The sequence below is a fragment of the Pseudomonas sp. StFLB209 genome (assembly GCF_000829415.1).
Taxonomy (GTDB): Bacteria; Pseudomonadota; Gammaproteobacteria; order Pseudomonadales; family Pseudomonadaceae; genus Aquipseudomonas.
In genome coordinates, this window is sequence record NZ_AP014637.1 from 1095471 (window position 1) to 1115410 (window position 19940).

Annotated in this window: 19 protein-coding genes; 6 read left to right on the plus strand and 13 right to left on the minus strand. The window is 61.6% G+C overall.

The window, feature by feature from the left end:
- Positions 1-142 precede the first annotated feature (142 nt).
- The 4 genes from PSCI_RS05090 to PSCI_RS05105 all read left to right on the plus strand — a co-directional run bounded on the left by PSCI_RS05090 (position 143) and on the right by PSCI_RS05105 (position 4467).
- Positions 143-1165: an outer membrane protein assembly factor BamD gene (locus PSCI_RS05090; protein WP_045483635.1), complete on the plus strand. Its 1023-nt coding sequence runs from the start codon at positions 143-145 to the stop codon at positions 1163-1165.
- 134 nt (positions 1166-1299) lie between these two features.
- Positions 1300-1542 (plus strand): PP0621 family protein, encoded by a 243-nt coding sequence (locus PSCI_RS05095; protein WP_045483638.1) that lies wholly within the window; start codon positions 1300-1302, stop codon positions 1540-1542.
- Complete coding sequence (locus tag PSCI_RS05100; RefSeq protein WP_045483641.1) at positions 1532-3124, plus strand: two-component system sensor histidine kinase NtrB; 1593 nt, start codon at positions 1532-1534, stop codon at positions 3122-3124. Before PSCI_RS05095 ends, PSCI_RS05100 begins: the two co-directional genes overlap by 11 nt.
- Before the next feature lie 2 nt (positions 3125-3126).
- Complete coding sequence (locus tag PSCI_RS05105; RefSeq protein WP_045483644.1) at positions 3127-4467, plus strand: sigma-54-dependent transcriptional regulator; 1341 nt, start codon at positions 3127-3129, stop codon at positions 4465-4467.
- Here the strand turns inward: PSCI_RS05105 and thiO are convergent.
- Genes thiO through PSCI_RS05140 form a run of 7 tightly spaced genes read right to left on the minus strand, consistent with a single transcriptional unit; the run spans position 4464 to position 11364 of the window.
- A complete protein-coding gene (gene thiO / locus PSCI_RS05110; protein WP_045483647.1) occupies positions 4464-5561 on the minus strand; it encodes a glycine oxidase ThiO in 1098 nt (365 codons plus the stop codon). The genes PSCI_RS05105 and thiO overlap by 4 nt on opposite strands.
- 30 nt (positions 5562-5591) lie before the next feature.
- Complete coding sequence (locus PSCI_RS05115; RefSeq protein WP_045483649.1) at positions 5592-5996, minus strand: type IV pilin protein; 405 nt, start codon at positions 5994-5996, stop codon at positions 5592-5594.
- Positions 5997-6008: 12 nt separating this feature from the next.
- Entirely contained in the window at positions 6009-9170 is a 3162-nt protein-coding gene (locus PSCI_RS05120) for a pilus assembly protein (RefSeq protein ID WP_045483652.1), read from the minus strand.
- Positions 9157-9660: a pilus assembly PilX family protein gene (locus tag PSCI_RS05125; protein ID WP_045483655.1), complete on the minus strand. Its 504-nt coding sequence runs from the start codon at positions 9658-9660 to the stop codon at positions 9157-9159. The genes PSCI_RS05120 and PSCI_RS05125 overlap by 14 nt, the downstream gene beginning before the upstream one ends.
- An 11-nt stretch (positions 9661-9671) precedes the next feature.
- Positions 9672-10388, minus strand: a complete 717-nt coding sequence (locus PSCI_RS05130; RefSeq protein WP_045483658.1) for a PilW family protein — start codon at positions 10386-10388, stop codon at positions 9672-9674.
- Positions 10385-10903: a type IV pilus modification protein PilV gene (pilV, locus tag PSCI_RS05135; RefSeq protein WP_045483661.1), complete on the minus strand. Its 519-nt coding sequence runs from the start codon at positions 10901-10903 to the stop codon at positions 10385-10387. The genes PSCI_RS05130 and pilV overlap by 4 nt, the downstream gene beginning before the upstream one ends.
- On the minus strand, positions 10900-11364 hold the full coding sequence (locus PSCI_RS05140; protein WP_045483664.1) for a GspH/FimT family pseudopilin: 465 nt from the start codon (positions 11362-11364) through the stop codon (positions 10900-10902). Before PSCI_RS05140 ends, pilV begins: the two co-directional genes overlap by 4 nt.
- 118 nt (positions 11365-11482) lie before the next feature.
- Here PSCI_RS05140 and PSCI_RS05145 point away from each other — a divergent pair, with 118 nt between their 5' ends.
- Positions 11483-11977, plus strand: a complete 495-nt coding sequence (locus PSCI_RS05145) for a GspH/FimT family pseudopilin (RefSeq protein ID WP_045483666.1) — start codon at positions 11483-11485, stop codon at positions 11975-11977.
- A 32-nt stretch (positions 11978-12009) separates the two neighbouring features.
- Here the strand turns inward: PSCI_RS05145 and ispH are convergent, their stop codons facing one another.
- From ispH to murJ, 6 genes are all read right to left on the minus strand, one after another.
- A complete protein-coding gene (gene ispH / locus PSCI_RS05150) occupies positions 12010-12957 on the minus strand; it encodes a 4-hydroxy-3-methylbut-2-enyl diphosphate reductase (RefSeq protein WP_045483668.1) in 948 nt (315 codons plus the stop codon).
- Positions 12958-13037: 80 nt separating this feature from the next.
- Positions 13038-13499 carry an FKBP-type peptidyl-prolyl cis-trans isomerase gene (locus PSCI_RS05155; protein WP_045483670.1) on the minus strand — a complete coding sequence of 154 codons (462 nt, stop codon included), beginning with the start codon at positions 13497-13499 and terminating at the stop codon, positions 13038-13040.
- On the minus strand, positions 13492-14019 hold the full coding sequence (gene lspA, locus PSCI_RS05160; protein WP_045483672.1) for a signal peptidase II: 528 nt from the start codon (positions 14017-14019) through the stop codon (positions 13492-13494). Before lspA ends, PSCI_RS05155 begins: the two co-directional genes overlap by 8 nt.
- A complete protein-coding gene (gene ileS / locus PSCI_RS05165) occupies positions 14012-16843 on the minus strand; it encodes an isoleucine--tRNA ligase (RefSeq protein ID WP_045483675.1) in 2832 nt (943 codons plus the stop codon). The genes lspA and ileS overlap by 8 nt, the downstream gene beginning before the upstream one ends.
- A complete protein-coding gene (ribF, locus tag PSCI_RS05170) occupies positions 16840-17790 on the minus strand; it encodes a bifunctional riboflavin kinase/FAD synthetase (protein WP_045483678.1) in 951 nt (316 codons plus the stop codon). Before ribF ends, ileS begins: the two co-directional genes overlap by 4 nt.
- A gap of 63 nt (positions 17791-17853) precedes the next feature.
- Positions 17854-19395 (minus strand): murein biosynthesis integral membrane protein MurJ, encoded by a 1542-nt coding sequence (gene murJ, locus PSCI_RS05175; protein ID WP_045483681.1) that lies wholly within the window; start codon positions 19393-19395, stop codon positions 17854-17856.
- Positions 19396-19646: 251 nt separating this feature from the next.
- On the opposite strand from murJ, the gene rpsT reads away from it, so the two are divergent.
- A complete protein-coding gene (gene rpsT, locus PSCI_RS05180) occupies positions 19647-19919 on the plus strand; it encodes a 30S ribosomal protein S20 (protein WP_045483684.1) in 273 nt (90 codons plus the stop codon).
- Positions 19920-19940 lie beyond the last annotated feature (21 nt).

The following is a 19940-nucleotide window of genomic DNA, read 5'->3' on the forward strand; positions in this document are numbered from 1 at the left end:
ACTGGAAGGCGGCTAGCCTTTGGTTTCGGCTGCGCGCTTGTGGTTAAATACGGCGTCTTTTGTCCCGCATGTTAGCGGGGCGCTCATCATAACAGGACGGCCCCGCCCAAGACAGCAGGCCGTTATAGGGACGCAAGCCGCCATGCAAGTGAAACACCTGCTGCTGATCGCCATCCTCGCAACGACCGCGGCCTGCTCGTCGAAAGAAGTCATCGACGAGAACCTGAGCGAAGTCGAGCTGTACCAGCAGGCGCAGAACGACCTGAGCAATAACAGCTACAACAGTGCCACCGAAAAACTCAAGGCACTGGAGTCGCGTTACCCGTTCGGCCGTTATGCCGACCAGGCCCAGCTCGAACTGATCTACGCGAACTACAAAAATGGTGAGCCGGAAGCGGCAAAATCGGCTGCCGAGCGGTTCATTCGCCTGCATCCGCAGCACCCTAATGTCGACTATGCGTACTATATGCGCGGCCTGACCTCCTTCGACCAGGACGTCGGCCTGCTGGCGCGCTTCCTGCCGCTGGACCAGACCAAGCGTGACCCTGGCGCTGCGCGCGACTCGTTCAACGAATTCGCCCAGCTGACCAGCCGCTACCCCAACAGCCGCTACGCCCCCGACGCCAAGCAGCGCATGATCTACCTGCGCAACCTGCTGGCCTCCTATGAAATCCACGTGGCCGACTACTACCTGACCCGTCAGGCGTATGTAGCCGCCGCCAACCGTGGCCGCTATGTCGTGGAAAACTTCCAGGAAACCCCGGCAGTCGGCGACGGCCTGGCGGTCATGGTCGAGTCGTACCAGCGCCTGCACCTGGACGACCTGGCAGCCACCAGCCTGGAAGTACTCAAAGCCAACTACCCGGACCACCCGCAACTGGCCGGTGGCGAGTTCACCCCGCGTCAGGCCGAGGCTGATAACCGTCCATGGCTGTCCAAGGCCACGCTTGGCCTGATCGGTAATAGCGCGCCGCTGCCACCGGGCGAGACCCGTGCCAACCAGGACATCCAGCGCCAATATCAGGAAGCCAAAGACGGCATTCCGAAAGAACTGTTGCCGGAGAATCAGGCCGAGCTCGACAAGCAGGCGGCCGAAGAGGCTGCAGCCAAGGGCGAGAAAAAACGCTCCTGGTTCAGCTACGCAACTTTCGGTCTGTTCGATTAAGACCGGTAGTTGAGCAAAGAGGCCTGCGGGCCTCTTTTTTATTGCCTGCGCCATGGGCCGCACCTAAAAACTACCTGCGTAGCCACCGCCGCTTGGCTACACTGCGCCATTAACACACCTTCAATCGGTCCATCATGATTCGCATTCTTTTGTGGGCAGCGCTGATCTTCGCCGCTGTCTGGTTCATCAAGCGCTTGCTCAACCCACCGGCCCGCAAGCCCGCCCAGGTCAAAAAGGCAGAAGATGCCGCCGCGCCGATGGTGCGTTGCGCTCACTGCGGCGTCCATCTGCCGCAAGATCGCGCCCTCAACCAGCAACAACAATGGTACTGCAGCGAGGATCACAGGCTGCTGGGCCCCGCCTCACGTGATCGCTGAGCCGCTGGCCCTCGGCAGCGCCCTGGCGCAGCGGATCCTGCGCCTGTACCACCTCTATCGGCTGATCATCGGTGTCATGCTGGTGCTGCTGGTCTCCAGCGACCTGGATGCCGAATTGCTGGAAATGGCCAACCCGAGCCTGTTCCGCGCTGGCTGCTGGATCTATCTGGTTTTCAACATCCTGATCGTCGTGCTGCTGGAGCGGCCGCGCTACAAAGCGCTGATGTTCAGCCTGGCACTGAGTGACACGCTGTTGTTGTCGAGCCTGTTCTATGCCGGCGGCGGCCCGGCCAGCGGCATCGGCAACCTGCTGATTGCCTCGGTGGCCATCAGCAACATCCTGCTGCGTGGACGCATCGGCTTGCTGATCGCTGCGGTGTCGGCCATCGGCATCATTTACCTGACCTTCTACCTGAGCATCGCCAACCCGAAGACCTCCAGCGACTATGTCCAGGCTGGCGGCCTTGGCGCCTTGTGCTTTGCCGTGGCCTTGCTGATGCAGGCGCTGACCGCCCGTTTGCGCTTCAGCGAGGTGCTGGCCGAGCAACGCGCCGTAGACGTCGATAACCTTGAAGAGCTCAACGGTCTGATCCTGCAGCGCATGCACACCGGCATACTGGTGCTCGATGCCGGCCGACGGGTGTTGCTGATCAACCAGAGTGCCCTGAACCTGTTGGGCCATGAAGCCTTGCTGGGGCGGGTTATCGATGATTACTGCCCGCACCTGGTCGAACGCCTGCGCCATTGGCGCATGAACCCGATAAGAACCGCCGACAGCTTCAAGAACTCGCCCGCAGGCCCGGCCCTGCAAGCCAGCTTCGCCACCCTCAACCGTCACGAGCAACGTCAGACCCTGGTATTTATCGAGGATCTGTCGCAAGTCGCCCTGCAAGCCCAGCAACTCAAGCTGGCCGCAATCGGGCGCCTGACCGCCGGCATCGCACACGAAGTCCGCAACCCGCTGGGCGCGATCAGCCACGCCGTACAGTTGCTTGAAGAGTCCGAAGAGCTGCCCCCCCCTGACCGGCGGCTGGCGCAGATCATTCACGAGCAGTCCCGACGCATCAATGTGGTCATCGAGAACGTTCTGCAACTTTCACGACGTCGTGAGGCCGAGCCGGAGCTGCTGAACCTTGCCGTGTGGCTTGAAGAGTTCGTCAGCCAGTGGCGCTACAGCGCAGCGCCCCGGCATCAGTTGCATTGCGAGACCGGCAGCGGAGTGCTCAGTACCCGGTTCGATCCGGACCAGTTGACCCAGGTCCTTGCCAATCTGGTGCAGAACGGCCTTCGCCACAGCGGCCAGGCGCACGACCAGGCGCAGGTCTGGCTACGGTTGTATCACCATCCCCAGAGCAACCTGCCGACCCTCGACGTGCTGGACGACGGCGCCGGAGTGTCCGAGCAACATCTGGGCAAGATGTTCGAGCCCTTTTTCACCACGCAAACCAAAGGCACGGGACTCGGGCTTTACCTGTCCCGTGAGCTGTGTGCAAGCAACCAGGCCCACCTGGAATATTCCAGGCGGCCTGAAGGTGGCAGTTGCCTGCGCATTACCTTCGCCCACCCGTTCAAATTGAGTTGAGCATGACTTCAAGGCAGAAGATCCTGATCGTTGACGATGAGCCGGATATCCGTGAACTCCTGGAAATCACCCTGGGACGGATGAAACTCGACACCCGCGCCGCGCGCAATGTTGCCGAGGCCTATGACTGGCTCAGGCGCGAAGCCTTCGATCTGTGCCTGACTGACATGCGTCTGCCCGACGGTAACGGCATGGAGCTGGTGCAGCACATTCAGCAGCAGTACCCGCAGACACCGGTGGCGATGATTACTGCCCACGGCAACCTCGATCTGGCGATCGGCGCCCTCAAGGCCGGAGCTTTTGACTTTTTGACCAAGCCGGTGGACCTGCCGCGCCTGCGCGAGCTGGTCGGCAGCGCCCTGCGCCTGCGCAACGGCAGCGAGCAGGACCAGAGTATCGACAGCCGCCTGCTGGGCGATGCGCCGCCGATGCGCACCTTGCGCAAACAGATCAGCAAGCTGGCCCGCAGTCAGGCGCCGATCTACATCAGTGGCGAATCGGGCAGCGGTAAAGAACTGGTTGCCCGGCTGATCCATGAACAAGGTCCACGGGCCGATAAAGCCTTCGTGCCGGTCAACTGCGGCGCGATCGCCTCTGAGCTGATGGAGAGTGAGTTCTTCGGTCATCGCAAAGGCAGTTTTACCGGCGCCCACGAAGACAAACCGGGGCTGTTCCAGGTCGCCGATGGCGGCACCCTGTTTCTCGATGAAGTCGCCGACCTGCCGCTGGCCATGCAGGTGAAACTGCTGCGCGCTATTCAGGAGAAGGCTGTGCGCTGCATTGGCGGGCAACAGGAACAGGTCGTGGACGTGCGCATCCTGTGCGCAACCCACAAGGATCTGGCCCAGGAAGTCAGTGCCGGGCGGTTCCGCCAGGACCTGTATTACCGGCTCAATGTCATTGAGTTGCGCGTACCGCCATTGCGCGAGCGTCGCGAAGATATCGAGCTGCTGGCCGAAAGCATGTTGCAGCGCCTGGCGGTCAGTTACGCCCAACCGCTGGCCCGGCTCCATCCGCAGGCGCTGGAAATCCTCAAGAACTACCGTTTTCCCGGCAACGTCCGGGAGCTTGAGAATATGCTGGAGCGCGCCTACACCCTGTGCGAAAACGATCAGGTACTCGCCTCGGACCTGCGCCTGAACGACAGCGCACCCACTCAGGACAGTAATGCCCCGAGCCTGGCCAATATCGAAAACCTTGAGGATTATCTGGAGAGCATCGAGCGCCAGCTGATTCTTCAGGCGCTGGAAGAGACCCGCTGGAACCGCACAGCGGCAGCGCAGCGCCTGAACCTGTCGTTTCGCTCGATGCGCTACCGGCTGAAAAAGCTGGGGCTCGATTAAGCCAGGCGGCCTGCCGGCGCATAAGGCGCAGGATCGATCACCGGTTGCTGGTCCAATAACAGGTCGGCCAGCAACTGGCAGGAAGCCGGGGCCAGCACCAGCCCGTTGCGAAAGTGCCCGCAGTTAAGCCACAACCCGGCAAAGCCAGGCAGTTCACCGATAAACGGAATGCCTTGCGGCGAGCCGGGCCGCAAACCGGCCCAGTGGCCGACCACCTCGGCATCGGCCAAAGCAGGCAGCAACTCGATGGCCGACGCCTTGAGACTGTCCAGCGCCGAGCCGGTCGGGGTTTTGTCGAACCCTTCATATTCCAGGGTACTGCCGACCAGAATATGCCCGTCACGTCGGGGTATCGCATAACGCCCCTTGGCCAGCACCATGCTCGGCAAAAAATCCGCCGCGCACTTGAACAGAATCATCTGGCCCTTGACCGGCTCCACTGGCAGCTCGACACCCAGCGGCTTGAGCAACTCGCCGCTCCAGGCACCGGCGGTCAGCACGACACGATCACTGTGGATAACGCCGTCGGCAGTCGCGACGCCGCTGATTCGGCCCTGCTCATGCAGCAACCCGCTCACCTGGCAGTGCTCGCGAATTTGCACCTGAGGCATCGCCTGCAAGGCCGCCCTGAGGGACTTGACCAGCCGGGGATTGCGCACGTTGGCCACGCCACTCATATATATGGCGCGGCGATAACCTGGCCCGAGCACCGGCACGGCATCGTAGACCGCCGACCTGTCGGCGCGGCTCAGCGGCCGTTGCTCACGTTGCGCCCAGTCCAGCGCCTGCTGCTCATCGTCCAGGTCCAGCCAGTACAGGCCGGTCTCGTGAACCTCAGGGTCCAGGCCGGTCTGTTCGAACAACCGGGCGGCCAGTTGTGGATAAAAGTCCTGCGACCAGTGCGCCAGCGCGGTGACCGCCTGGCTATAGCGCCAGGGATAGAGCGGCGAAACAATACCGCCCCCGGCCCAGGAGGACTCGCGGCCCACCTCGGCACGCTCAAGCAGCAGTACCGACTGCCCGGCCTGCGCCAGATTGAAGGCCGTCAACAGGCCTATGACACCACCACCGACCACCACCACTTGCTGGGACATGTTGTTCTCTGATTATTGTGAACGGAGCCGTCAGCGGCTCCAGCATTCTTTGGGTGTTGCCCCGCCGGTTGCGCCGGGATTGGTCCGCGCCCCGGTGTTGGTCAAGGTAAAGACCCCGCACTTGTCGTTGGCCATCATGCCTTTGCCAGTGGCAGCCAGGGTGAAATCCTGAGCGTTGAGAGCGGCGGCAATGGTGTAGTAATCATTGCCGGCCGACACGCTGGGCGGTGAACCGGCCACCGTGTAGGCACCGTTTCTCGAGTAATACCGTTCAAGCGCCTGCGCCTGCTCCGACAACAGCGTGACAATCGCCGAGCGCTGGGTACGCTTCACGTACTCGGTGTAACTGGGGTAAGCGATGGCTGCCAGAATACCGACAATCGCCACGACAATCATGAGTTCAATCAAGGTAAAGCCGTTATCTCTTGAGCGCATGAGTCACCTTCTCTACTGAATCTGTCGCCACATGATGCGTTGAAATACGTTGGCCGGGCCACCGCCAAGCGCGTCATTGCGGATCATGCCGCTGCTGTCAGTGGTTACCATAGCGTCGTTACCACCTGCTGTGCTCGATAGCAACGCATTGACAATCGGGATCCCGCTGCCGACCGCCAGACCACCCACCATGGCATCGGCGCTGGTAATCATCCCGTCACCTGTGGTGTCGAGCACCGGATAGTTGAACATGCCGCCGCTGGCGGCATCGAGCACGAACACCCGGCCGGTACCGGTACTTTCACAAGGATCGGTTGAGTTCACGGCTGCCGTGCTGAAGATGATCCTGCTGCGGCTGCTCTGCGCAGGAAAGATGACCCGTTCCCCCAGATAGGGGGCAGCCGTGGCCAGCGGCAGATACCAGCCTTTGCGGGTCGACCAGTCGACGTTATTTCTGCTGACACTGAAATAGGTCGCGTTGCTGCCAGTCACCGTGCCGGTGATGTTCTGCACCTGCAGGTTGGCCTGGACAAAATTGCCGGTGCCACCGCTGGCATCCCAGATGGCATAGAACGCCTGTTGCGCGGTGGTTTGCTTGTCAGTGGTCTCGCTGAATTTGCCGGTGCCGAAATAGATCAGCTTGCCGTTCTGCGGATGATCAAGAATCAGCGGCTGCACGGTAATAGGCTGGGCAGCCCCTAACGGCGCAGTGAACAGCGGCTGACCGCCAAAAGCCAGGCTCCAGCTGGAGGGGTTGGCAGCGCTCAGGTCGAACTTCCACATACGGCCTTTGAGGTCGCCAGCATAAGCGGCCTGCACCACATTCTGGGCGTTGACCACCAGCTTGACCGACGACAGGCCGTTATCGGTCTCGTTATTCAACTGCGGGGTCTGGATTTCAGCGATGAACGCACCGGTATTGGCGTTGATCACATACAGCGAGGCGCGCTCGGTGAAGCTGCCGTAGCCATTGCCGACCACCATGATGCCCGTGCCATCGGCCATCCGTGCCACCTCAGGCCGGGAATAGGCGTAGCCCAGGTTGTTGAAGCGGTTGCTGGGTGTGGAGGTGTCAGGGGCCTTGACCTCCCAGAGTGCGCTGATGGCGTTGCTGATGCCCTCGAACAGCTTGACTGCAAAATAACCTTTGCCACCGGCCCCGGTACCACCGTAGGCCACGGTGCGCCAGGAACCACCGGCCTGGGTATCGAATACCGCCACCTGACCGTCAACCGTGAACTTGTGCACGCCCGAACCATAGGACGTCGAGGCGATGGTCGACAGTGAAGGCAGCACCGTCGAAGGCATGAACGCATAACGGCGCTGGCCCGAACCGGCATCGAGCACGTTGAAAAAACCGTCGTTGGCATTGACCAGCACGCTGCTGCTCATGTTGGCTGACTTGAGTTGCAGGTAGGCCGTATACGAGGTATCGCCGAGCAGGTCACTGGCGGTCTTGTCACCGGGCAACGCCACCGCCAGCGTGGAGTTGACGATATCGCCCAACAGCAGGCTGCGACTGCGCAACGACGCATTGGCCGTACCCTTGGCCCAGTTGATCAGGTTGGCGCCCGTCACGCCGCTGGGCAGGTTGGCGTTGAGCACCGCCTGTTGCGCCGGCGAGAAGTTGGCGTAATCCAGGCTGATCCGCGCCGGCGTTGTACCGGTACTCCATGACTCAAAGGTCGTCGCGGCGGTGCTGCCGGTCATGGTGGTGTCGGTGGTCCAGATCTGCGAGCCCCGCGCCCCGGTGGTGGCATTGAGGTTGTAGGCGCGCACGGTGCCGTGCCAGTCGGTCGGGTCATAGAATGTCTGGTAGAAGCGGGTGCCGGCCTGCAGTACCGCTGAGTTGGCCGAGGCGCCGCCCCCCGAGCCGACCTTGGCATAAATATCGCCCAGCGCCAGACTCAGGGCGCTGTTCAGGCCAGCGCTGTCGTTGGCCTGGAAGTATTTGCCGCGCCCGTGGTTCTCGTCAGCGGCATCGATCAGCATCTGGTTATCCAGGGTAAAGCCAATCGTATAGGTGCTCATGTTCTGCACCGGGAAGCCGCCGGTGTCCCAGCTCTTGCCGGTCAGGTCGCCACCGGGGGTGCGCGAGTCGCGGCGCATGTCGATGTCATAGGCAAACTTGGCGATGTCATCGAGGTACAGGGTATCGCCCTCGTCATCCCCGGTCAGGTTCGGCCCGTCGTTGCTGATCCGGTCCCAATTGGGCAGCCAGCCGCTGGGGTCATCAGGATCGTTGCTCGGGAAGGTCCGGTCGTAGGTGGGCAAGCCATCAGTGATGACCACGCCATAGTTTTTCTGGCAGCGGTACTGGATGGGGCTGGTGAAGGTCGTTGGCGCCCCACTGTAAGACGGCGAAGGCGACAGGCCGCGCATGTAGCGGGTGACCTGATAATAGGTTTCGGCCAATGGGGTGTTGGCCTCGGCGCGCAGGGCGCCGATCGCATTGCGCAGGTTGTTGTAGTTGGTGTCGGCAGTCTGTTGGCTCACCGCGCTCTGGTAGGCTGTGGCCGGCACCGCTGACAAGTCGGCCACCGATTGCTTGATACTGCCGCCAGGGCCGGGGTCGCCGCTGATGGGCGGGTTGTAACCGGCCAGGCCGATGCGCAGGGCACGGTTGTTCTGCACCAGCCCCTGGGCCACGGAAATCGCGCTATTGAGGCGGCTCTGGGTCGGGATGCCGGAAACGCTGCGGCCGGCGTTGAGTTCCGACACCAGATACGACAAGTAGGTGATCGGATAACGGGTATTGCCCGACCCTGCCGGGTCAGCCAGGGTGATGCAATGGATGGAGTTGGCATTACGGTAGAACGCGTAGGCCCCACCGCTGCAACCGGTTCTGCTCAGGTTGCCGACAAACACGTAATCGGCAGTGCCGTTACTGATCGGGTTGCCCTGGCTGTAGCCGCAGAAAATCAGAAAGCAGCTGTACACCGGTGTGTAGACCGGCCCCCATGTTGCCGAGGGGTTGTAGCCGGACGCCGTGATAATGGTGTCCATACTGCCCGAATTGTCGACCTGAAGCATGACGTTCGGGGTGACCGCAGGCGCACTGAGCAGCGGTACCTGGGCCGGGTTGAATGCGTAGACCGGGGCAGCTACGTATAACCCCAACAGCAGGCCCGCCAGGTACTTACCGGCGCGCGACACCGCCTCAACAATTGGCATAGATACTCTCCAGCACGGTTCGCGAAGCGCCCTGAATGACCACCGCAGTGACCCGGTACATGGTTACCGAGCTACCGGCCTGGCAGGTCGGCGGGCGGCTGATCGGTGTGGTGGTAGTACCCAGGTTCTGAATACCGTAGAAGCCACCACCGGCCGCCACCCACAGCACCCCCGATGCGCCCGTGCCGGCAGTGGTGAGGCTGGTTGACTCGGCTGGCGGCAGACAATTGGCGGGCGAGTTGCACTTGGCCATGCTGAAGTTGCTGGCCATGATCGCCGTCTCCCCCAAGCGCAGCACTGCCTCGGCGGTCTGGAACGAAGTATTGCGCAGGGTGACACTGCCGGCCATCTTCTCCTGCAGGGTGGCGCTTTGCATGGAGGCAATGCCCAGCATCGTCAGCAATAGCAAAAAGATCAGGCTGACCAGCAAGGCCATGCCGTGCTGGCGCTGGATAAACCGGGGCATGCGCTGCAAGCGGTTGGTGTTCATCGCATCCCCCCTCAGAACCGGTTACGCAAGTAGGCGACAGCGCTGTAAGTCTGATTAGCGACCCGCGCCTCCGGGTCTCTCAGGGTCAGGCTCAGGCGCACGCTGCGGATCTCGGCAGAACTGGCCGCGCTAATGACCCGGGTGTAGCTCATGGGGCTGCCGGTCATGCCGAACGATACGTCGAAAGCCACAATATTCTGCAGCAAGGGCTGGGCAGGCTGGGTAGAGGCAGTACCGGCCTTGATGCTCAGGGTGCCGTTATTGGCACTGTAGCTGTAGACCAGTTGCCGCAGCGGGAACGCCGTCTGGCCGGCAGCCGGCGCCCTGGAACCGGCATAAAGCTGAGACGAGGTTTGGCAATCGGAAAGGATGGTCCAGTTCGGCGCGACCCCGGCCGTACCGATGTCGGCGGTGACAATGGTCAGGGTGTTGGTGGTGTTGTCCCAGAGGATCGGGGTGTTAAGCGCCGTCGGCCACTCAATCGCTGGCGGTACCGGGATGTAACTGCCAAAGCTCAGGCAGCCGTACATGCCGGTCATGCGCAGTTCCTGGATCATCTTGCTCAGCACGAAGCGGGCGTCTTCCTGCAGGCGCGCTGCCGAGTTCTGACTGGAAAAGGTCGTGCGCGCGGCAATGAAAATCTGCACCACCCCGAAACTGACCACCAGCCCGAGCGCCAGCGCCACCATGATTTCGATGAGACCGAACCCTTGTGAACGGCGCTTCATGGCGTCACCCCGACCCCGATGCGCGAGGTAAGTACGAAGCTGCGTGCAGCCGCCGCAGCAGGCGTTGCTCCGCTGGCCAGGTCTTCAGGTTGCTGGGCACGGCGGTCATTCCAGTAAATGGTGATGGTGACCTCCTGGCCGTTAATGGCAATCTTGCTTTGCGCGCCATCGGTGCCGGCAAAACCCGTGACATTTTCGCGGAAGTCCGACAGGTCTCTGGAGCGCGCATCGTTTCCGGGCGCTGGCGCCGCCGACAGGCTCGACAACCCATAGCTGGCGAGCACATTCGCGGTGCCATTGGAGGTGGCGTTGCCGATCACGTTGGCCCGGATGCGATCCATCATGTCATAGGCAATGAAGCTGGCCTGGCTGGTCATCGCGGCACTGTCGGTGTACTTGAGCGCATTGAGCTGAATAGCAGCGGCGCCCAGCAGACCGATGGCCAGAATCAGCACCGAGATCAGCACCTCGATCAGGGTCATGCCCGCCTGGGCAGCGCGACAGGTCTTGGTCATCCGCAGCTTCCATTCAAAACGATTCTTCCGGTCAGGCAGACATACAACGCCTTGCTGATCGTGCCGCGAGTGTAGGTCATGGTCACCTGGCTGGCCGGTGTCGCCACCCCGCCGAGGTTGTTGAATTCGATGGCTGCCACATTGCCGGTGGCCAGCGCCGCACCGGCACTCATGCCGCTCAGGGTCCTGAGGGTGGTCGGGTTGGTTTTTGTGTCAGTGATTCGCAGGTCGGCGGTCCAGTCGGCGCCGCTGACCGGCGCGATGCGGATCGTCATGCCACGGTTGATCGCCTCCAGCCGCGCATAATTGAGCGCCCGCTGCAGGTCGCTGACTTCAGTCTCGGCGCGGTTGTTCTGGATCATGCTGCTGAACCCCGGGATGGCAACGGCCGCCAGAATTCCCACCAGAGACACAGTGACTAACAATTCGATCAGGCTGAATCCCTTGGCGGAACGAGGCATTAAGTGTCTCCTTGACGATACGACTATAAAGCGGCTGCAACACCGAACAACCGTTACAAGGATATACGGTCATTTACGACTGACGAGTGTCAGCTTTTCTTCCAGGGAGGGAAGATCGATGAAACAGAGCGGTTTCACGCTATTGGAGCTACTGATTGCCCTGATTGTTCTGAGCATTCTGAGCGGGCTGGCAGCGCCGGGCCTGAGCGACCTGTGGCAAGCGCAACAACGGCTGGTGGCGGCCCGCGAGCTGGCCGGCGGTATACGCGCCGCAAGGGTCGCGGCAATCACCCGCCATCAGCAGGTCAGTATTCAGGCACTTGGGGAGGACTGGAGCCAGGGCTGGCAGATCATCGCCGAGCACAATCAACAACGGCCGGATGGGCCGGTGCTGCTGGAGCGGGTGCTCAATGGCAAGCTGCGGATCGTGGGCAATAGCAAGGTCGCACAGAAGCTCACATTCAGCGAGTTGGGCGGTTTGCGCGGCGGCGGCAACGGCACCATCCACGTGTGCCTCAGAGACCAGCCGGTCAGCCACTACCGGGTGGTGGTGGCGATTACCGGGAATGTGAGGGTGGTGGAGCGGCAAACCGATCAGCCGCTATGCGGCTGAGCTGTACTTTGAGGGCAGACCTTGAGGGCGTATCAGGTCACCGACTTGACCCGCAGCTCTTTAGGCATCGAGAAGGTGATGTTTTCCGGGCGGCCATCGAGTTCCTGAGCGCTGCTGGCGCCCCACTCCTGCAACTGCTGGATCACACCGCGCACCAGCACTTCCGGCGCCGACGCGCCAGCAGTAATACCGATGTTGTGCACCCCGTCGAACCAGCTGCGCTGCATGTCTTCGGCGCCATCGATCAGGTAGGCCGGGGTCGCCATGCGTTCGGCCAGCTCGCGCAGACGGTTGGAGTTGGAACTGTTGGGGCTGCCTACAACCAGCACCACATCGCATTCGTCAGCCAGTTGCTTGACCGCATCCTGGCGGTTCTGGGTGGCGTAGCAGATGTCATCCTTGCGCGGCCCGCCGATAGCCGGGAAGCGCGCCCGCAGGGCGTCGATCACCCGGCTGGTGTCATCCATCGACAGCGTGGTCTGGGTCACAAATGCCAGGCGCTCGGGGTTGCTGACCTCAAGCCTGGCGACATCCTGCTCATCTTCCACCAGGTAGATGGCCCCGCCATTGCTGGCATCGTACTGACCCATGGTGCCTTCGACTTCCGGATGGCCGGCGTGGCCGATCAGGATGCACTCACGGCCATCGCGGCTGTACTTGGCCACCTCGATGTGCACCTTGGTGACCAGCGGGCAGGTGGCATCAAAGACCTTCAGGCCGCGGTTGGCCGCCTCGCTACGCACAGCCTGGGATACACCGTGGGCACTGAAGATGACGATGACGTTATCCGGAACCTGGTCCAGTTCTTCGACGAAAATGGCCCCACGCGAGCGCAGGTCCTCGACGACGAACTTGTTGTGGACCACTTCGTGGCGCACATAGATCGGCGGCCCGAACACTTCCAGGGCCCGGTTGACGATTTCGATCGCACGGTCCACACCGGCACAAAAGCCGCGGGGGTTGGCGAGTCTGATTTGCATGTTGGCCTCGGCAGCCTGTGGCTGTATAGGGTGCGCAGCTTTTGCCGCTCCCGCAGGAGCGGCTTCAGCCGCGAAAAACGTTACGAATCCAGCGCCACGACTTCGAAGATCTGCACTTCGAAATCAAGGGTCTTGCCGGCCAGCGGATGGTTGAAATCGATGGTCACCTGCTGCTCATCGAAGTCTTTCACCACACCCGGCAACTCGGTATTGGCGGCATCGTTGAAAATCACCAGCAGCCCTTCGGACAGTTCCATGCCCTCGAACTGCGAGCGTGGCATGATTTGCACGTTTTGCGGGTTGTGCTGACCAAAGGCACCTTCGGGCGGGATGCGCACGCTTTTGTGATCACCGGCCTTGAAGCCGAAGATCGCCGCTTCAAAGCCTGGCAGCAAGTTGCCGTCGCCGACCTTGAAGGTCGCTGGCGACTTGTCGAAGGTGCTGTCCACGGTGTCGCCGTTTTCCAGGCGCAAGGCAAAGTGCAGCGTCACCTGGGTGTTCTGGCCGATGCGGATATCACCCGCTGATGATTGTTCAGTCATGAACAGCCTCTTCACTTTTCTTGCTCTTGAACATATCCAGCGCCAGCATCACCGCGCCGACGCTGATCGCGCTGTCGGCCACGTTGAACGCCGGGAAGTACCAGCGGTTCTGCCAGTGCACCAGAATGAAGTCGATCACATGGCCCAGCACGACGCGGTCGTAGAGATTGCCGATGGCGCCGCCCAGCACCAGTGCCAGGGCGACCGCCAGCCAGGTCTCATCGCGCCCCAGGCGCTTGAGCCAGACCACCAGCACCGCACTGACCACCAGCGCAATCACGGCGAACAACCAGCGCTGCCAGCCGGCGCCGTCCGCCAGGAAGCTGAACGCTGCGCCGGTGTTATATGCCAGGGTCCAGCTGAAGTAATCCGGAATCACGATGATCTGTTGGTACAGGTTCAACGAGTTCTCGAAGTAGTACTTGCTGACCTGGTCAACGACCAGGACCAGCAGGCTCAGCCATAACCAGGACAGCCGGCCGAACCGGCCGGTGCCCTTATCCAGCCCCGAGTCAGGCATAGTGACGCACCTCGCCGGCACCGCTGATGTTGTCTACGCAGCGGTTGCAGATTTCCGGATGCTCGGCGTGGCTGCCCACGTCTTCGCGGTGATGCCAGCAACGGGCGCACTTGGCGTGCCCGGACTTGACCACTTTGAGCTTGAGCCCTTCGACTTCGGTCACCACCGCATCGGCCGGCGCCGAAACGAACGGCGCGACGGTGGCAGTCGAGGTGATCAGGACGAACCGCAGCTCGTTGCCGAGTTTGGCCAGATCGGCACTCAACGCCTCTTCGGCGTACAGGGTCACTTCGGCCTGCAGGTTGCCGCCGATGGCTTTGGCAGCGCGCAGGTTTTCCATTTCCTTGTTGACCGCAACCTTCACCGCCATGACCCGCTCCCAGTAGGCGCGGTCCAGCTCGAAGCCTGCTGGCAGTTCGCTCAGGCCCTGATACCAGGTGTTGAGCATCACCGACTCGTTGCGCTCGCCCGGCAGGAACTGCCACAGCTCGTCGGCCGTGAACGACAGGATCGGCGCGATCCAGCGCACCAGCGCTTCAGAGATATGGAACAACGCCGTCTGGCAGGAACGCCGCGCAACGCTGTTGGCGCCCGTGGTGTACTGACGGTCCTTGATGATGTCGAGGTAGAAACCGCCCAGCTCCTGCACGCAGAAGTTGTGGATCTTCGAGTAGACGTTCCAGAAGCGGTATTCGCCGTAGTGCTCTTCGAGCTCGCGCTGCAGCAGCAGGGTGCGATCCACCGCCCAACGGTCCAGCGCCAGCATGTCTTCAGCCGGCAGCAGGTCGGTGGCCGGGTTGAAGCCGGACAGGTTCGACAGCAGGAAGCGCGCGGTATTGCGGATCCGCCGGTAGGCGTCGGCACTGCGCTGCAGGATCTGCTCGGAAACGGCCATTTCGCCGGAGTAGTCGGTGGCCGAAACCCACAGGCGCAGGATATCGGCGCCCAGCGTGTCGGTGACCTTCTGCGGCTCGATGGTATTGCCCAGCGACTTGGACATCTTGCGGCCGTTCTCGTCGACCGTGAAGCCGTGGGTCAGCAGCTCGCGGTACGGCGCATGACCGTCGATGGCGCAACCGGTCAGCAACGAGGAGTGGAACCAGCCGCGGTGCTGGTCGGAGCCTTCCAGGTACAGATCGGCGCGCGGGCCGCTGTCGTGGCCGATATTGTGCGAGCCACGCAGTACATGCCAGTGCGTGGTGCCGGAGTCGAACCACACGTCGAGGGTGTCGTTGATCTTGTCGTAGCTGGCCGCTTCGTCACCGAGCAGCTCGGCAGCGTCAAGCTTGAACCAGGCCTCGATGCCTTGCTGCTCGACGCGCTGGGCGACCTGCTCCATCAGCTCGACAGTGCGCGGATGCAGTTCGCCGGTTTGCTTGTGCAGGAAGAACGGAATCGGCACGCCCCAGTTGCGCTGGCGCGAGATGCACCAGTCAGGCCGGTTGGCGATCATCGAATGCAGACGCGCCTGGCCCCAGGCCGGGACGAATTTGGTCTGGTCGATGGCCTTGAGCGAACGCTCGCGCAGGCTGGCACCGGCAGCCGGCTGCTTGTCCATGCCGACGAACCACTGTGCCGTAGCACGGTAGATCAGCGGGGTCTTGTGCCGCCAGCAATGCATGTAGCTATGGCTGATGGTCTCGGTGTGCATCAGGTTGCCGACTTCAGCCAGCTTGTCGACGATGTTCTGGTTGGCCTTGAAGATGAACTGGCCACCGAAGAACTCCAGCGACTCGACATACACGCCGTTGCTCTGCACGGGGCTGAGGATGTCATCGTTGCTCATGCCGTAATGCTTGCACGAATTGAAGTCGTCTACGCCGTAGGCCGGGGCACTGTGTACCACACCGGTGCCGGCACCCAGCTCGACGTACTCGGCCAGGTACAGCGGCGACAGACGGTCGTAGAACGGATGGCGGAAATTGATCAGCTCAAGCGCTTTACCGGTGGCGGTGGCGATCACCGAACCTTCGAGCTTGTAGCGCGCCAGGCACGCCTCGACCAGCTCTTCAGCCAGCACCAGCAGGCGCTCGCCGGTATCGACCAACGCATAGTTGAATTCAGGGTGAACGTTCAGCGCCTGGTTGGCCGGGATGGTCCACGGGGTGGTGGTCCAGATCACGATGGCCGCGGGCTTGGGCAGCGCCGCAAGGCCGAAAGCGGCAGCCAGTTTCGCGTCGTCGGCAATCGGGAAGGCGACGTCGATGGTCGGCGACTTCTTGTCCTGATACTCGACTTCCGCTTCAGCCAGGGCCGAGCCGCAGTCGAAACACCAGTTGACCGGCTTGAGGCCCTTGAATACGAAGCCGCCCTTGACCATTTCGGCCAGTGCGCGGATTTCTCCGGCTTCGTTGGCGAAGTTCATGGTCAGGTAGGGATTGTCCCACTCGCCCAGCACACCCAGGCGGATGAACTCGGCCTTCTGGCCCTCGACCTGCTCGGCCGCATAGGCACGGCACAGCTCACGGGTCTTGTCGGCCGACAGGTTCTTGCCGTGGGTGACCTCGACCTTGTGCTCGATCGGCAGGCCGTGGCAGTCCCAGCCGGGCACGTAAGGCGCGTCAAAACCGGCCAGGGTCTTGGAACGCACGATCATGTCCTTGAGGATCTTGTTCAGTGCATGACCGATGTGAATCTTGCCGTTGGCATAGGGCGGACCGTCGTGCAGGACGAACTTGGGACGGTCCTTGCCAATTTCGCGCAGCTTCTGGTACAGGCCAATGCTGTCCCAGCGCTGCAGGGTTTGCGGTTCGCGCTGGGGCAGGCCGGCCTTCATCGGGAAGGCGGTGTCCGGAAGATTTAGCGTGGCTTTGTAGTCGGTCATTTCAGGCTCTTGGTTAGCGGTTGGCCATGCCAATGGGCACGGGCGGCGGCGACATCCGCATTGATCGCCGTCTTGAGCGCCTCCAGTGAGGCAAAGCGCTGCTCATCACGCAGCTTTTGGTGGAAAACCACCGTCAAACGCCGGCCATAGAGATCACCGGCAAAATCCAGAAGATGCACCTCGAGGTGGGCACTGCCATCGCCGGCCACGGTCGGACGCACGCCAATATTGGCAACCCCCGGCCAGACCTGACCGTCAATCAGGGTGCTGGTCAGATAGACCCCGCTCAGCGGCACGCGGCGGCGCTTGAGCTGCACATTGGCGGTCGGCGTACCGAGCTGGCGGGCCAGCTTCTGGCCATGCAGGACGCGCCCGGAAATCGCGAACGGGCGGCCCAGCAGTTGTTCGGCAAGGTCGAAGTCGGCGCTGGCCAGCGCCTTGCGTACCTTGGTGCTACTGACCCGCAGGCCATCGATCTCGACGGTCTGCGCCGCTTCGACAGTAAACCCGTGGGCGGCGCCGGCACGTTGCAGGAAATCGAAATCACCGGAACGGTCATGGCCAAAACGAAAATCGTCACCCACTTCAAGGTGCTTCACACCGAGGCCATCAAGAACAATGGTCTCGACGAACTCGGTGGCGCTGAGTTGGCTGAAGCGCTGATTGAATGACAGGCACAGGACCCGGTCAACGCCCTCTGCGCGCAACAGCTCGACTTTGTCGCGCAACCGCGCCAGGCGCGGCGGCGCGGTGTCGGGGGCAAAGAACTCGCGCGGCTGTGGCTCGAAGATCACCACGCAGCTGGGCAGGTCCAGTTCGGCGGCGCGCTCACGCAGGCGCGCCAGGATAGCCTGGTGGCCGCGGTGTACACCGTCGAAGTTGCCAATCGTGGCGACGCAACCCCGGTGCTGGGGGCGCAGGTTGTGAAGGCCTCTAACCAGCTGCATAACGCACATCTTGCTCATAAAGTGGCCGATTATACCTACAGAGGGACAAGGACGACAGGCACGTTACGTCTTGATCGCCTTGCGGGCAAAATCCTTCAGGCGAAAACCCAGCAACAGCAGCATGGCAAAGTAGGCCACGACCCCGGCCGCAACCAGAATCCCCAGACGAACGAAGCGTTCGAGCATACCGCCCTCTGCCCAGGCCGGCATCAACTGCATCACCCCCAGCAGCACGCCGGCCATGACAGCGACCGCCACGCACAGTTTGAGCAGGAACAGCGGCCAGCCCGGTTGCGGCTGGAACAACTGCTGACGACGCAGTTGCCAGAACAGTAACAAGGCATTGATCGTCGCGCCGACACTGATCGCCAGCGCCAGGCCGGCATGCTGCAAGGGCCCGATAAACGCCAGGTTGAGCAATTGAGTGACGATCAACGTGAAAATCGCGATTTTCACCGGCGTGCGGATATTCTGTTGCGCGTAGAACCCCGGCGCCAGCACCTTGATCAGGATGATCCCCAGCAAGCCAACCGAATAGGCAATCAGCGCATGCTGGGTCATCAGCGCGTCGTGATCATCGAACTTGCCGTACTGGAACAACGCAACCGTCAGCGGCTCGGAAATCAGCCCCAGCGCCAGGGTGCAGGGCAATACCAGCACAAAGCACAGGCGCAGCCCCCAGTCGAGAATCCGCGAATACTCATGACGGTCACGGTCGGCGTAGGTCTTGGCCAGGATCGGCAACAGGATGGTGCCCAGCGCCACACCCAACACGCCGGACGGCAGCTCCATCAGGCGGTCGGCGTAATACATCCATGACACCGAGCCTGCCACCAGAAAAGAGGCGAATATGGTGTTGATGATCAGCGAAATCTGGCTGACCGACACGCCGAGAATCGCCGGCAGCATCTGCTTCATCACCCGCCAGACACCCGCATCACGCAGGTTCAGGCGCGGCAGCACCAACATCCCGATGCGTTTGAGGTGCGGCAACTGATAAAGCAGCTGCAGCAGGCCACCGGCCAAGACCGCCCAACCGAGCGCCATGATCGGCGGATCGAAGTACGGCACCAGCAACAGTGCAAACACGATCATGCTGACATTGAGCAGGGTCGGCACAAAGGCCGGCACGGCAAAGCGGTTCCAGGTATTGAGAATCGCCCCCGCCAGCGAAGACAGCGAAATCAGCAATATATAAGGAAAGGTCACCCGCAGCAGGTCGGAGGTCAGGGCGAACTTTTCCGGCGTGTCGGCAAAGCCCGGCGCTGTCGCCCAGATGATCCAGGGCGCAAACAGCACACCGAGCAGGGTCACCACCGCCAGGGCCAGGGTCAGTAGCCCCGAGACATAAGCGATGAAGGTGCGGGTCGCCTCCTCGCCCTGCTGGTTCTTGTACTCGGCCAGGATCGGCACGAATGCTTGCGAAAACGCCCCCTCGGCAAAGATTCGCCGCAGCAGGTTGGGCAGCTTGAAAGCGATGAAAAACGCATCGGTGGCCATCCCGGCACCGAACGCCCGGGCGATGATGGTATCGCGCACGAACCCCAGAACCCGGGACAACATGGTGATGGAGCTGACCGCAGCCAGTGACTTGAGCAGATTCATTAGCGCAACAATTCGCCTCGAGCAAAGGACGCTGTTTGCTGTCGTCCATTTATGCGATACTCCGCGGCCCAAAAAAGCCCGAAGCCAAAGTCCGCGAGTGTACAGCCCCGGCGCCGGAAATGAATCACCGGCAAGGTGCAAGACCACTCGGCGCAAACTTGTATCTGCCCTTGACATTCATTGGGCACATCGGCATGATTCGCGGCCTTATTTGTTAGCTATTTCATAACAGTCTTTCGAGGAGCTTGACGGTGGCCAACTCACCTTCCGCCAAAAAACGTGCAAAACAGGCTGAGAAGCGTCGCAGCCACAACGCCAGCCTGCGTTCCATGGTTCGTACCTACATCAAGAATGTAGTTAAAGCCATTGACGCAAAAGACGCAGAAAAAGCACAAGTTGCTTACACTCTGGCTGTGCCTGTCATCGACCGTATGGCCGACAAAGGCATCATCCACAAGAACAAGGCTGCTCGTCATAAGAGCCGCCTGAACGGTCACATCAAGGCCCTGAAAGAAGCCGCCTGATTGACCTGTTCTTGAAAAAAC